11 protein-coding genes are annotated in these 13,750 nt (G+C 40.5%); 4 read left to right on the forward strand and 7 right to left on the reverse strand.

Features of this window, described 5'->3' with window-relative positions; translation table 11 throughout:
* Positions 1-294: 294 nt before the first annotated feature.
* The 7 genes from SYJ56_RS18960 to SYJ56_RS18990 form a co-directional block, all read right to left on the reverse strand.
* Complete coding sequence (locus SYJ56_RS18960) at positions 295-1,653, reverse strand: NAD-dependent succinate-semialdehyde dehydrogenase (RefSeq protein ID WP_323836886.1); 1,359 nt, start codon at positions 1,651-1,653, stop codon at positions 295-297.
* 24 nt (positions 1,654-1,677) lie between these two features.
* Entirely contained in the window at positions 1,678-2,928 is a 1,251-nt protein-coding gene (locus SYJ56_RS18965; RefSeq protein ID WP_323836888.1) for a C45 family peptidase, read from the reverse strand.
* An 87-nt stretch (positions 2,929-3,015) separates the two neighbouring features.
* Positions 3,016-4,641, reverse strand: a complete 1,626-nt coding sequence (locus SYJ56_RS18970; protein ID WP_323836890.1) for a biotin carboxylase — start codon at positions 4,639-4,641, stop codon at positions 3,016-3,018.
* Positions 4,642-4,645: 4 nt separating this feature from the next.
* Positions 4,646-7,402, reverse strand: a complete 2,757-nt coding sequence (locus SYJ56_RS18975) for an aminotransferase class I/II-fold pyridoxal phosphate-dependent enzyme (RefSeq protein ID WP_323836892.1) — start codon at positions 7,400-7,402, stop codon at positions 4,646-4,648.
* 3 nt (positions 7,403-7,405) lie between these two features.
* The gene (locus tag SYJ56_RS18980; protein ID WP_323836894.1) at positions 7,406-7,813 is read right to left on the reverse strand and encodes a VOC family protein; all 408 of its coding nucleotides are present in this window, start codon (positions 7,811-7,813) and stop codon (positions 7,406-7,408) included.
* 18 nt (positions 7,814-7,831) lie between these two features.
* Complete coding sequence (locus SYJ56_RS18985) at positions 7,832-8,737, reverse strand: carbon-nitrogen hydrolase family protein (RefSeq protein ID WP_323836896.1); 906 nt, start codon at positions 8,735-8,737, stop codon at positions 7,832-7,834.
* Positions 8,738-8,865: 128 nt separating this feature from the next.
* Positions 8,866-10,173, reverse strand: a complete 1,308-nt coding sequence (locus tag SYJ56_RS18990; RefSeq protein ID WP_323836898.1) for an aspartate aminotransferase family protein — start codon at positions 10,171-10,173, stop codon at positions 8,866-8,868.
* A gap of 713 nt (positions 10,174-10,886) precedes the next feature.
* Here SYJ56_RS18990 and SYJ56_RS18995 point away from each other — a divergent pair.
* Genes SYJ56_RS18995 through arsB form a run of 4 tightly spaced genes read left to right on the forward strand, consistent with a single transcriptional unit; the run spans position 10,887 to position 13,452 of the window.
* On the forward strand, positions 10,887-11,219 hold the full coding sequence (locus SYJ56_RS18995) for an ArsR/SmtB family transcription factor (RefSeq protein ID WP_323836900.1): 333 nt from the start codon (positions 10,887-10,889) through the stop codon (positions 11,217-11,219).
* 58 nt (positions 11,220-11,277) lie between these two features.
* Entirely contained in the window at positions 11,278-11,748 is a 471-nt protein-coding gene (locus SYJ56_RS19000) for a DUF6428 family protein (RefSeq protein WP_323836902.1), read from the forward strand.
* Between the two features lie 19 nt (positions 11,749-11,767).
* Positions 11,768-12,400, forward strand: coding sequence for a low molecular weight phosphatase family protein (locus SYJ56_RS19005; protein ID WP_323836904.1), 633 nt, complete (start codon positions 11,768-11,770; stop codon positions 12,398-12,400).
* On the forward strand, positions 12,397-13,452 hold the full coding sequence (gene arsB / locus SYJ56_RS19010) for an ACR3 family arsenite efflux transporter (RefSeq protein ID WP_323836906.1): 1,056 nt from the start codon (positions 12,397-12,399) through the stop codon (positions 13,450-13,452). Before SYJ56_RS19005 ends, arsB begins: the two co-directional genes overlap by 4 nt.
* Positions 13,453-13,750: the final 298 nt, after the last annotated feature.

Raw genomic sequence — 13,750 nt, forward strand, 5'->3', positions numbered from 1 at the left:
CGCTGTACAGAAAGGTTAATCAATAGAGGAAACCGCCGTGGTACGTTAAAGCGTATGCCCGGTGGTGTGGGGGGGACGGCGGTAAATCACCGCCTACCCATCCCGATTAACTTGTCCGCCGCGGCGGAGCCATGGGTGAAACCCATGGTAATATATGTCCCGACCATCCCCACGACCCCAAAGGAGGTCGAACTCATAAAGGCCGCAACCCCAGCTAAGCGGAGTTTGTGACTCCGCTTTTCTATTATTTGGGATTTGTAATTCCTTCTTCCACAATGTTCAATCTCCATACCGCTATTCTTTCACGTAGACAGTCTTAATATTCACGAATTCTCGCATTCCTTCTCTTGCCAGTTCACGACCATATCCTGATCGTTTGGTACCACCAAAAGGAAGTCTAGGATCAGATTTCACCAGCTCGTTTACAAAATATGCACCATCGCTTACTTTGTCTGCCATTTCAATTGCTTTTGCCGTGTTTTTGGTGAACACAGTTGTTCCCAGCCCAAATCTAGATTGATCTGCAAGGCGAAAGGCCTCATCCACATCTTTTGCTTTAATCATGGCTGCCAACGGTCCAAAAGTCTCTTCATCAAAAGCAGCCATACCAGGGGTTACATTTCCTAGGATCGTTGGTTCATGGAAGCAATTATCCTGTTTACCTCCCAGCAGTAATGTGGCTCCCTGATCAATAGATTTTTTCACTTGTAAATTCAACTGATCTGCAAGATCTTTTCGTGCCAGAGGACCGATTTGGGTCGAATCATCAACTGTGTCTCCTGCTTTAAGTTTACTTACAGCATCGGTGAATTTTGAGACGAATTCCTCATAGATTCCTTCAAGCAGAATAAATCGCTTAGCCGCAATACAGCTTTGACCGCAGTTCAGCATCCTAGCCGTAACTGCTGTTTTCACAGCCTGATCGATATCTGCATCTTCCCACACAATAAAGGAGTTATTGCCTCCGAGCTCCAACAGGCTTTTTTTGATATACTTTCCTGCAAGTTGGCCTACTGCCATACCTGCCATTTCGCTTCCCGTAAGCGTTACTGCTTTTATAGCATCATGTGCGATGATTTTTTCAGTCTGATCGTGGTGTACAATGAGATTTTGGAAAACTCCATCAGGAAAGCCTGCTTTAGTAAAGACTTCCTCGATTTTCAGCGCACAGCCGAAAACATTAGGAGCATGCTTTAATAAACCAGTATTGCCGACTGTAAGCGTTGGCGCAGCAAATCTGAACACCTGCCAAAACGGGAAATTCCAAGGCATAATTGCAAAAATTGTCCCCAGTGGATCAAATCGAACAAAGCTACTTGAAGCATCAGTTTTTATTTCTTCGGAAGCGAGAAAGGCAGCGGCATTTTCGGCGTAGAAATCACATAACCAAGCACATTTATTGATCTCGGCTCTGGATTCGGAAATAGGTTTCCCCATTTCCGAGGTAATCATTTGAGCATAGTCTTCTACATTTTCCCTTAAGACCCGTCCGGCATTTAGAAGTAATCCAGTACGGTGAGAAAGCGGTTCGCGGCTCCAAGTTTTAAACGCCTCTGCCGACTTATCTAAAATTTTATCTGTTTCTTCTGAAGTAAGCGCTGTATATCTCCCTACTTCTTTGTTGTTGTAGGGGTTGATGCTCTGAAATTCCATCACTATTGTTTTTAAATCTTAAAATCAGCTATTCCAGTTTTTAGAATAAGCAGTTCCTTTTTTGGCCCAAAAATCTGCTAGTGCCTCCCAAGAAACTTCACCACCTTTGTTCAATTTCGCATCTAACTTTTCCAATTCTTTTTTATCCGCAGAAGGCTTTGCATAAGACATCGCACTTACCAGAATATCGGTTAAAGTTCGCTGCCAGTCATTTGTCTGACTATTATAGGTATGGTCTACGCTATTTTCGACTTCAGCAAATACTTCTGCTCTAGGAGCTTTCTGTACTGGCACTTTGGCATTTTGAACCAGGCGAATCAGTTTGTATTCTTCTTTGAAATTCACAAAATCCTGGGTGATCTCCATATTAGGCCAACGTAGCTGAACCGTTCCCTTTGCAGGATGATAAACGGCTGTGTATAGTGTTCCAAAGCCTTCTTTAAACATCTTATTATAGAGTGGGGGTTGAAGAAAAGCATCTGCCATGGCATGGGCATCTTCTTCTCTTTCTTTCAGCATATTTCCTATAAACTCAGATCTTTCTAGAGTTTTGTTGAAAGCTGCATTTTCCGGCCAGTCCACTTTACCTTGATGATTGGTGGCATATGTGGCATATGTGACCAAAGGTGCTTTGTCTGGCGCTACCTGAACGGTTTTGTGTGCACCGCTTCTGTCTATCGCCGTCACGTTGTAAGACATGTGGGAAGGAATACGTTTCAAAGCGCTTACAGCCTCTTCTACATTACTGCAAAACTCCAAGATGTAGCGCATTATAAAAGGAATTCCAAAACCCATTCCTACTTCTTTTCTTCCTCCAAAAGTTAATGAAATGGCAAGTCCATCTTCATTCATTCCATCCAGAACACCGATTAAGCAATCACTTGTGGCGATTACTTTCTTACCATTCCAAGCGGTAAAAAGCTGTACTCCTTCCGTCAGGTCAGGATGAAAGTCGTAATTACGAACAAGCTTCAGTCCATCTCCAGGTAAAATAGCCTGAGAACATGCGCCTATGTAAGCAGGAGGTTGAAAGCCAGTGAGAAAACGAGCAGCAACATCATCTGCTTTTGCCAGCTTGCAAAGACGCTTATAGGTAGGCCACATTTCTGGCATGTATTTTTTAAGCGCTGCTTGGGATGTTTTGAGGTCTGCAGCATTGCTTGCCTCTTTAGAAATAAACCAGGTGCGATAAGCCGCCCAATGTGTATTGAATAATTTTTGCCATTTGAGCCCGGGTGTTGAAGGCTCGGCGATTGTATTGAAGTGTAATTTCATTAATGATTTATAATTGAAAGTTTATGCCAGCTTAAGAAAGCCAAAATGTAGGCCTTATTATGCTGGTATAACTTTGAAAAGCTTTTTTTATTTCGTGAGTGAGCCGCTGAGTTTTGGCTTTCTTTTATCTTCCACAATTTCGGACTTGTATTGAGATCTGATCGCCTTGATCCAATGCTTGGCGCGATGGTTTAGCTGAAAGTCATCCGTCATCATACGACCTCTCGTCACTAGGATTCCCATATCAGCGCCTTCATATAAATAGTCGCCTTTTCGGGTAATTCTCAGGAAAAATGCCTCTTTTTCATTTTCTACAGCTCTCCTGTGAGTATCCATTCGGTCAAATTGGATGTGACCTGTGTCATACATTTTCCAGATACCGGATTTCGGGGCATCGGTCACGTATTCCACGGTATCTTCAGTGTGTTTTACTATAAGCTGACTCCATCCATCAATATTATCCTGATGAGCCCATCTATTGTTTAATGCTTCTACGTCCAGATCATATTCTATATCCATCCATTCCAGAATGTGAAAAACAAACAGAGGTGCATCTGCCAAGGCAAATACCGCATGATTGGTAATGGAACTTGCACCGGTTACCCTTGGATTCAATTCTCCCAGATAGATCTCGCCGTTATCCAGATCAATAAGAAAATCAAGTTCAAAATATCCTTTATAGCCTTCTTTTCTTAGCTGATTACCAAATTTCTGAGTGTATTCTATCGCCTTATTCCGAAGCTCAGGAGTAAATGCATTAGGGTAAATTTCATTTCCACACCATCCACCTTTGTAAGGAGTAAGCTCTTCAAATCCCACTAACTCTGTCATCAGTGGGGCAACAATAGTCCCGTGTCTGGTGACGCAAGCTTCAATAGCTGATCCTTTGCAACGGATTCGCTTCATGATTTTCACTTCATCTTCTTTGATGATTTCTTCTTCATGCTTTTGAAACTCTTCTTCATTGGAAATAAAGAAAGTAGTATGTCCTGAATCCCCAAATGGAGTTTGGATCACAAGGTCGTTCCCTAGATGTTTGGAAACTTGTCTAAGCTGATCCCAATCCGTAACCTTGTTTAATACATAAGGAACGCACGCCACTCCGGCTTTTTCAGCTATACGATTGGTATTGACTTTGTTATCCAAGAAAGTTCGCATTTCTGCTTTGGGAAACATGATCTCGAGACCCAACTTTTCCGCAAGCTTTTCTGTTTTCTCATCAAACATCAGGAACATGGCCTTCCCAGCTCTTCCGTCAACGGAACGGGTTTTTAGGTAATCTTGTACCTCCGGGTGCTGAAGAAGGTAATTATTGATATCTTCAATTCCTTCAAAATCATCATGAGGAATCTCCGTTTTCGGAGAAAAAACATTGGGATGAAGCCCATCAAAACATTCGATATAGCAGATGAATTTGAAACCCTTTATCCATTCATCAGCTCCCAATAGATTGAAATTGGTTGCACTGATAAAGTAAAGTGGCTCTTCATTTTTGTGAAAAGATCTTCTGATATCTGAAACGCCACTCAGCTCCACTTTTGATTTCCGAGCTGCTTTTTTTACAGGACTACTAGCTACAGGTTTTTTCACCGCGCTACTAGCCACGGGCTTTTTTGTGGTTTTTTGATCGGTTTTTATGGTTGCACCAGGAACAGGAACTTTCATATCTCTTTTTATATCTAGATCTGATTGATCATTTTTTTTGGTAGCCATAATCTTAATTTTTTAGGGTTTTGGTAGATAATTTCTTTGTTGTATTTGTTGATCCCATGGACGTGACAGTTTTGTGTCTGTTCAGCACACTTTCTTTGAAGACACGAAGTCCAAGATCTGCTCTGAAACCATGTATTTCTGACACATCTAAAGCGGTGAGAAAACGGATAATCTCCTTACTCACCACCTGACCTGGAACAAGTACAGGAAAGCCTGGAGGATAAGGAATGATAAAGGACGAAGCCACCAGAGTTCTGTTATTTTCCATAGAAGGCAGACAATCCTCTAACTGCATATATTCATAATTCTCCTCATCGTAAGCTAGAAAATAAGCTTCGCGAATATTTCCTCCTGGTACTCCTGGGACTGCCTGAAAAGAATGGTGAAAATAGCTGAAATCAGGAAGTGGGGGGAAATCCTTAACTAGTGACTGGATTTTATTTTGACGAATATATGCTTCTTGATCATTGAGGGAACGGAATTCCTGATCCAATTCATCAGCTATTTTTAAAAGTGCATTTGTGAGGTAAGCAACGCTGCCTTTGGTAGTACCAATATTCGTCATAAACAGTACAGTATTTCTCGAGGTCTTGTTGATCTGAATATTGAATTTATCCATCAAGTACTTATTTTTGAAAGTATCCCCATCCACACCCGTGCGACCTACATGAAGCGTGATTTTTGTAGGATCCAAGACGAATTCGTCCTTTTCCCAGGCGGTTTCCATTCGGTTCCATCCTTCTTTCTTATTGTAATACTCCGACAGACCTGATTCTCTATATTTTTGAGGAATAAAATCACTTACTGTCAATACATCAAAATATTTACTCAGTCGGGGATGATCGTTGATTTTTGCGCGCAATACCATCGCCATCTCTACGCTTTTTTCTACAAGTTCATAGCCTTCAAACTGCACCTGTCTTCTACCAGCATCTAGAGAAGCTAGCATCTGATAATTTGGTGAGGTCGATGTATGAGTCATATATGCCTCGAGGAAAGTGTTCTCAGTCTTTCTGAGGAAATCCTCATCCCAAATGTGAATCATTGAGCCCTGTCGGAAGCTACTTAATGTCTTATGAGTACTTTGTGTGGAATAAACTCGAATGCGAACCTTATCAGGGTCAGGTAAGGTGGGGAGCTCGTCACTTTTTAAGTTTTTTATGTGATCTGTATATTCTTCTCTGTAGCTGCTTGTTTTATATTTTTCGTACAGCTTTTTAGCCACAAACATACCCGTGCGCTGCTTATAAGTGTAGGTAAATCCAGCAAAGGCAAACCAAGCTTCATCCCAGAGGAAAATTATATCTGGTTTTATCGCCAAAATTTCCTGCATTACTTTTTCTACGTTATAAACTAAACCGTCAAAAGTACAATTGGTCAACAAGAGCATTTTCACAAGATTCAGTCTTCCTGCTTTCTTGAGCCGAAGTAATTTTTCTTTTATCTGCTCCAGTGGTACTGCTCCATACATAGAATATTCCTCTATGGGATACGAATCCAGATATACAGGATAAGCACCGGCAAGGACCAATCCATAATGGTGTGACTTATGACAATCACGATCAATCATCACTACCTCACCTGGCTTAACGATTGCCTGTACCACAATTTTATTAGCAGTTGAGGTACCATTGGTTACAAAAAAAGTCTGTTGTGAACCATAGGCATCACTGGCCATTTTCTGCGCCTTTTTCAAAGAACCAGTAGGCTGGAGAAGCGAATCTAACCCGCCTGTAGTAGAGGAGGTTTCTGCCAGAAACATGTTCCTCCCGTAGAAACTTCCAAAGTCATTGATCCATCTGGATTTGAAAACAGAGTTACCTCTCGAGATGGGCATAGCATGAAAAATACCGGTAGGTTTTTTACTGTATTCTTTAAGAGCTGAAAAGAATGGGGTCTTATATCGTTCTCCAATTCCACTCAAAATGGTAAGATGGAGTTCCTGTAGATCTTCTACCCGGTAAAATATTCGTCTGAAGCTTTTTAAGGTGCTGTCTTTCAAACTGCTGAGAGCTGTATCAGTCACATAGTAAGTGTCAAGCTCTGGTCTAAATTTCTTGACAATTGTTCCTAGAAGAGGTCCTAACTCAAACTGGGGCGTTGATGAAAGATTTAGATTGAGGACAGTCTGAATAAAAGGCGTGATCTGGGGAGTGATCTTTTTTGAGTGATAATTAGGGGCATAACGAATTACAACTGCCTGAATATTATAATTGAAATGGAGGGCAATCATCGCATCTTCAAATGAGCGCTCCACCACAATATTGTAACAAAACTGTTCACCTGAACCTTGAAGGTCTTTTAGATCACTTCTGAGCTTAGCTTCCTCCTGTGCCGATATGTCCTCGACGATGAGTACCTCAAAATAATTCTTGCGATTACTATCCTCAGAGCCAGAATTTTCCGATAAGTCAGTGCCATGGTCCTCCTCCTCAATATGATCAGGATTGCTTCTGCATCTGTCGCTTACTAGTTGTTTTGTTATCTCTGCGATTTTGTTGGCCAGAGCAGTATGCTCCTGGCGGTCTAGCATTTCATTAAGAATCTTTAGCCTTGAGATCCCCGGAAAAGCAAAATAGGACTCAATATGCTTCAGCTCATTCAATAACTTTTGAAGCTCCTGCTTGTGTTCTTTTTCATCTTCGGAACCCCTGTTAGCAGCCTGTAGCTTATTGGATCCATTCTTCAGTTTATTCCAAGATTCAATCCGTAGTTGAGCAATGTTATAGTGGCGAGTACTTGTTATTTTTTTTTCAGGCATAATTTATTTGTTTGAATGCAAGGCGAGCTTATTCCCTTCGGAATCGATGAAAATTGCAAAATATCCATGCTCCTCATCGATCAAGGTTTTGGGCATTACTATCCTTCCCCCTGCCTCTTCTATTCTTGAAAGAACTAGGTTCAGGTCTTTGCCTCCGTTTAAATAAATCAAAGCTCCGGTATCGCTGGGTGTGGAGCCCGGACCGGCAACAACTGCTCCTCCGATTCCATTTTTTGATGGAAAAAAAGCCATTGCATGGCTGCCATTGAAATTTTGCTCCATCTCTATATTGTAGATGTGATTATAAAAATCTACGGCCTGCTTGAAATTGACAGCAGGTATTTCAAACCAATTTATGAAGTTGGTGAACGTCTTATCTGTTTTTTGTTTATTTGCAGGTACTCCACCCATAGTTATATTTTTTTTAGTTTAAAATTCATCAAAACCCTTATACCCTGTTGGGGCCGAAGGATGGTTATACTCATTTTCTTTCCTTTTCAATCTTGCCAGGTCATCAAGTCTAGTGGGCTTAATCAGAGGGCCTAACGAATCCAAGTACGGCAATTTGGTGCCAGGCTGATAAATGCTAAATTCTCCGATATGATCACGAAGACTTTTCAGAGGTTGACCAAGTCTTAATACACCTAATTCTCTACTTCGCTTTACGCGGTCTATGTTGAGCTCAATAGGAAATATTTCCTCATTTCCTTCGGCCTGATAAATAATTCTTCCATCCGGACCGCAGACTAATGATCTTCCATTACCGCCTGATTCAAGTCCGTTGACATCAAAAAAATAACATTGATTGACTGCGGCCATTGCTCGAACAATGGAAAGTTCAATATCTCGATCAATTGTGCCAGTCATAGTAGGGTGCAAAATCACCTCAGCTCCGTTGACAGCTAGGGTTCTAATGGTTTCTGGAAACCACATGTCGTAGCAGATGGAAAGTCCAAATTTGGCGACACCCGGTACATCAAATACACAAAAATCAGATCCCGGAGTGACACCTACTTCGTAGGGATAAAAAGGAAACATCTTTCTATATCGTGTCACAATTTCCCCATCAGGATTTATAACTGTTGCTGTATTATAAATCCGATCCCCTTCTTTTTCGAATATTGATCCCGGCAATAACCAAATTTTATGTTTTTTGGCCATTTCCTGCATTTCATGTTCAAAACTTCCCGGGATAATCTGTGCAGTATGTGTGAGCGGACCGAAGGCACATAGCTCACTAAATACCACCATTTCAACCCATGGATAAAGGCTCATTGTTATGTCGAGCTTCAGCTTCATCATGGCCACATTTGAGGCTACTGCTGAAACTTTCATTTGGATTCCTGCTATTGCGAATGGAGTCATTGAGGTATAATAATTTTCTGTTGGTTTTAATTACCGCACTGCTTTTCCCTGCGGTTATGGGGTTAAAAAAATCTACGAATTGAACCGCCCTTTTTAATTTACACATTTTTTCTGAAATGCTTTTCTAGGATATCGAGACCTTTATGTAATTGCTCATCCGTAATTACAAGAGGGGAAAGTATTCTGATAACATTTTTGAAGGTTCCTGCACTCAGCATAATAAGCTTATCTTCAGCACAACCTTTGACAATTTTGTCGCACAATTCAGCATATGGTTTTCCCGGATCGTTATCTTTTACCAATTCCATGGCGATCATGGCACCAACACCGCGGACATCACCTATTTCAGAAAATTCAGCTTTTAGTTTTTCAAGTCGATCCCTGACGATTTTGCCTACTTCCAGTGCACGTTTATTTAAGTTGATGTCTTTCATGTACTGAATAGTCGCCAGCGCTGCCGCACAGCAAACTGGGCTTCCAATATAGGTCCCGCCTATGGTTCCAGGGCTAGCTGCATCCATTATTTCCGCACGGCCAAGAACTGCTGCAATTGGCAATCCAGAACCCATGGATTTCGCATAGGTACTGATATCCGGCTGCACATTGTAATGTTGCCAGCTGGCCCAATGCCCCGTCCGACAGAATCCACTCTGTATTTCATCCAAAATCAACATGATACCATGTTCATCGCAGAATTCACGTAACCCTTCGAGATATTTTTGAGGTACTACATTAAATCCTCCTTCTCCTTGAATTGGCTCGATAATGATAGCAGCCACACTTTTGACATCTACCATACTATGAGCGCTTTCCCGAAGCCGGTTGAGCTCTGTTTCCACAAAGTCATCCATATTCTGAGTTCTACCGAACTTATAAAAATTAGGGAAGGGTAATCTGTAAACTTCTGGAGAAAATGGACCGCTACCGGATTTATAACTTACTTTGCTGGTTAGGCTCATAGCCATCATTGTTCGGCCGTGAAATGCTTCTGAAAAACATAGTATTGCAGGTCTTTTGGTGGCCTGTCGTGCAATTTTTATAGCATTTTCTACAGCCTCTGCTCCTGTGCTTACAAGCATAGCTTTCGTTTTCTCGCCGTGAGGAAGAATTTCCGCCATGACTTCGCACAGCTTTATGTAGGGTTCGTAGGTTACAACATTAAAACTGGTGTGCAAGTATTTTCCAGCTTGCTCCCGAATAGCAGCAACAACAGGCTCAGGACAATGACCTGCGTTGGTTACCCCAATTCCTCCGGCAAAATCTATGTGCTCTTCGCCATCCACATCGGTAATGATTGCACCTTTTGCGTCTTTTACTGTGGCTGTATTAAAAATTCCAACACCGTTGGCTACTATGTTTTTTCTCCTCTCCAGAATTTCCTGAGATTGAGTTTTCTCTTTTATCATGCTGATTCAGTTTATTAGAATTAAGATTAAAAGGACGATAAGCAAATTAGTTAAGACAATGGCTGTCAGCAGTTTTAATAAAACTAATTTTAAAATGCTGGTAGTTATCAAATCTCTAGATCAAGAAAACTCCTTCCGAGATTTTGTTTTGCTTTTCGCTAAATCTGATGCTCGCACGAGCTTCAATAATGTTTTTTGCCCAACTCTTAAGAAGATTTAATTGACTTTTAATAAATAGTATAAAGACAATTTTTGCTATCTGGTCTAATATAGGGATAAAATTGGATATTAAAAAGTGAAATTATTATGAGCTGTAATTGGCCTATTAACCATATTTCGTGTAATTTTTGGTCAATATGTCTGAACTCTAGGGTTTTACGATAATAAATAAAAGTTAGTAGTAAAAAAAATATTGTTAATATTCTTTGTGTTAAATTATAAAGTATTCTTTTGAACATAACTTGATAAGTATTTATTTATAATATTCTATATATAGCTTATTATAAAAAATAGTAAAAAACGCTTACTCGATTGTTTGATGCAATTAAATATATATAATTATAACTAACTTTTTTTAAAAGTAGACATAGCCGGCTTGCTTCATTTGATCCTTACAGCGATATCTTTCCAAATTCTTGATTTCTCAAAAAAAATCACTCCAACTTTTTTTGATTACAAAGATTCATTGTAATATTGCAATGAATTAATAAACTATGGGAGTTACCAAAACCGATTTATTTACCCTGGAGCAAAATGAACTGGCACAAATTGCCAAGGTATTTGCCCATCCTGCACGGATTGCAATTATCCAGTACCTGCTGAAATCTAACACCTGTATCAACGGGGACCTGGTTCAGGAACTTGGGCTTGCACAAGCTACCATCAGCCAACACCTTCGGGAACTCAAACAAGTGGGAATAATTCAGGGAACCATAGAAGGTGTTTCGGTGAGTTATTGTATCAATCCTGCCAGGTGGGTACATATACAGCAACTTTTCAATGAAGTATTTGATCAGTTCAAATCTCCGGATAGCACCTGTTGTTAATTAAGAAGTAAAAAATTTGTATCTATTAATCGTTTTATCGCAATAAACAAATTCAATTATGAAACTATCAGAAGTTAAAAAAGCACTAAGCCAATTGGATAACATAGCCTTTCAATTGCCTGACGGATCATTGGTTCCAACCCACTTTCACGTTACTGAAGTAGGTAAAATTTCCAAGCACTTTATTGACTGCGGGGGTACAGTGAGAACTGAAAATGTCGCTAATTTCCAACTTTGGAATGCGGATGATTACAACCATCGCCTACATCCTGAAAAACTGGTTAAAATCATCGATCTGTCCGAAAAAGTACTGGGACTGGAAGACCTGGAGGTGGAAGTAGAATATCAGGCGGATACCATCGGTAAATTTGGGCTGGAATTTGACGGGAAGAATTTTTTACTCACAACCAAGCAAACAGACTGTCTGGCCAAGGAGAATTGTGGTATTCCACAGGAAAAACAAAAATTAAGTTTAGCGGATATGCCCACAAATGCCAATTCCTGTGCACCAGGATCAGGATGTTGTTAAGTTAGACTTAGCTGAAAATATGAAAAGGACAAACGTGATTTTATTGCCCGGGCTTTCCGAAACTGTCAGGAAAGCCCGATCCCTTCCTATATCAAATGAAAGAAAAGAAGTCCTTCAGGTTCTGATAGACTATATTCAAGTGAAATTGGAAGCTGAGGAAGATATTAACCTAAACTTTATCTGTACCCATAATTCCCGGAGGAGTCAGTTTTCCCAGATTTGGGCACAGACGGCTGCGGATTATTTCGGGATTCCAGCTGACTGCTACTCAGGGGGAGTTGAAGTGACAGAATTTAACGACCGTGCTGTAGAGTCCATCAAGCGGAGCGGCTTTAGAGTTACCAAAAAAGGAAGTAAAAATCCGATATACTTTATCTTTCACTCTAATGAGGCAGAACCGATTTCTGCCTTTTCCAAACTCTTCGATGATCCGATCAATAAGGCTCAAAGATTTGCAGCTGTAATGACCTGCGCACATGCGGATGAGAACTGTCCATTTATCCCCGGCACAGAGAATAGGATACCGGTAAGATATGAAGACCCCAAAAAGTATGATGGCACCTCTGAGGAAGCAAGCCGCTATGACGAAAGGTCAATGCAGATAGCTTCGGAAATGTTCTATGTGTTTGGTCAAATCAAAATAAAAGCATGAGCACATCTAAAAAGAAACTTGGATTTCTGGATAAGAATCTGACTTGGTGGATTTTCCTGGCGATGGCAATTGGGGTGGGGATAGGGTATCTATTTCCATCCAGTTCGGATTTTATCAATTCTTTTAGCCGAAGCAGTACCAACATTCCGATAGCCATTGGACTGATCCTGATGATGTATCCACCGCTGGCGAAGGTTGACTACAAGCTTTTACCGAAGGTTTTCAAAAATGTACGAATTCTAAGTATTTCTTTGATTCTCAACTGGATCATAGGTCCAGTACTGATGTTTGTGCTGGCTTTGATTTTTCTTCAGGATTATCCCGAATACATGGTTGGACTGATCCTGATAGGTTTGGCCCGCTGTATTGCGATGGTGTTGGTGTGGAATGACCTGGCCGAGGGCAGCAGTGAATATGGAGCTGGTTTGGTAGCCCTGAACAGTATTTTTCAGGTGTTTATGTACAGCTTTTATGCATGGTTGTTTATAACGGTACTTCCGCCATATTTCGGTTTTGAAGGTGCCATTGTTGATATTTCCATAGGAACTATTGCTGAAAGCGTAGCCATTTACCTGGGGATTCCATTTCTGGCAGGTATACTTAGCAGGTTGATTTTGGTCCGTGCCAAAGGTGAAGAGTGGTACACCAATGTGTTTATTCCTGCGATTTCACCGATTACGCTGATTGCGCTGTTATTTACTATAGTGGTTATGTTTTCGCTTAAGGGCGAACTGATCGTAGAAATACCAATGGATGTAGTGCGGATTGCCATCCCGTTGTTAGTGTATTTCACTCTGATGTTTATCATCGGATTTTTCTTCAGCAAAGCCATGGGAACCAGTTATGATAAAAACGCGGCAATCTCATTTACCGCTGCCGGAAATAACTTTGAGCTTGCCATTGCTGTGGCCATTGCAGTATTTGGACTTGACTCAGGGCAGGCTTTTGCCGGAGTGATCGGTCCCTTGGTAGAAGTACCCGCATTGATACTTTTGGTTAGGGTTTCGTTTTGGCTAAGAAATAAATATTACAGCACACCCAAGCTAGCCTAACCAATCCATGAAAAAGGAAGTTGATCCGGTGTCTTAGGAGGCTTTCTTGTGATACCAGATTTTCTATAAAAGACATGTTTATTTCAAAAAAATGAATAGTTTATAACGTGTTACTTGCTTTTTTACTAAATTTTAAATGGTTTGACTTGATTTTTAAACAAGTATGTGATCAGGTTTTTATTTTTTATAATAGCTATTTAATAGTTTTTTATTTGGTGTTTATTTGTTTTTTAAGTGGTTAATTTCTTTTTGTTAAATATTTATTCATAAATATTGCATTTGTGTTAATATTTCGGCT

The sequence above is a fragment of the Algoriphagus aurantiacus genome (assembly GCF_035156405.1).
Taxonomy (GTDB): Bacteria; Bacteroidota; Bacteroidia; order Cytophagales; family Cyclobacteriaceae; genus Algoriphagus; species Algoriphagus aurantiacus.

Bases quoted from the DNA above. Each gene is read 5' to 3' on its own strand.
- SYJ56_RS18960 (WP_323836886.1), bottom strand. From the start codon at position 1,653: ATGGAATTTCAGAGCATCAACCCCTACAACAACAAAGAAGTAGGGAGA.
- SYJ56_RS18965 (WP_323836888.1), bottom strand. From the start codon at position 2,928: ATGAAATTACACTTCAATACAATCGCCGAGCCTTCAACACCCGGGCTC.
- SYJ56_RS18970 (WP_323836890.1), bottom strand. From the start codon at position 4,641: ATGGCTACCAAAAAAAATGATCAATCAGATCTAGATATAAAAAGAGAT.
- SYJ56_RS18975 (WP_323836892.1), bottom strand. From the start codon at position 7,402: ATGCCTGAAAAAAAAATAACAAGTACTCGCCACTATAACATTGCTCAA.
- SYJ56_RS18980 (WP_323836894.1), bottom strand. From the start codon at position 7,813: ATGGGTGGAGTACCTGCAAATAAACAAAAAACAGATAAGACGTTCACC.
- SYJ56_RS18985 (WP_323836896.1), bottom strand. From the start codon at position 8,737: ATGAAAGTTTCAGCAGTAGCCTCAAATGTGGCCATGATGAAGCTGAAG.
- SYJ56_RS18990 (WP_323836898.1), bottom strand. From the start codon at position 10,173: ATGATAAAAGAGAAAACTCAATCTCAGGAAATTCTGGAGAGGAGAAAA.
- SYJ56_RS18995 (WP_323836900.1), top strand. From the start codon at position 10,887: ATGGGAGTTACCAAAACCGATTTATTTACCCTGGAGCAAAATGAACTG.
- SYJ56_RS19000 (WP_323836902.1), top strand. From the start codon at position 11,278: ATGAAACTATCAGAAGTTAAAAAAGCACTAAGCCAATTGGATAACATA.
- SYJ56_RS19005 (WP_323836904.1), top strand. From the start codon at position 11,768: ATGAAAAGGACAAACGTGATTTTATTGCCCGGGCTTTCCGAAACTGTC.
- arsB (WP_323836906.1), top strand. From the start codon at position 12,397: ATGAGCACATCTAAAAAGAAACTTGGATTTCTGGATAAGAATCTGACT.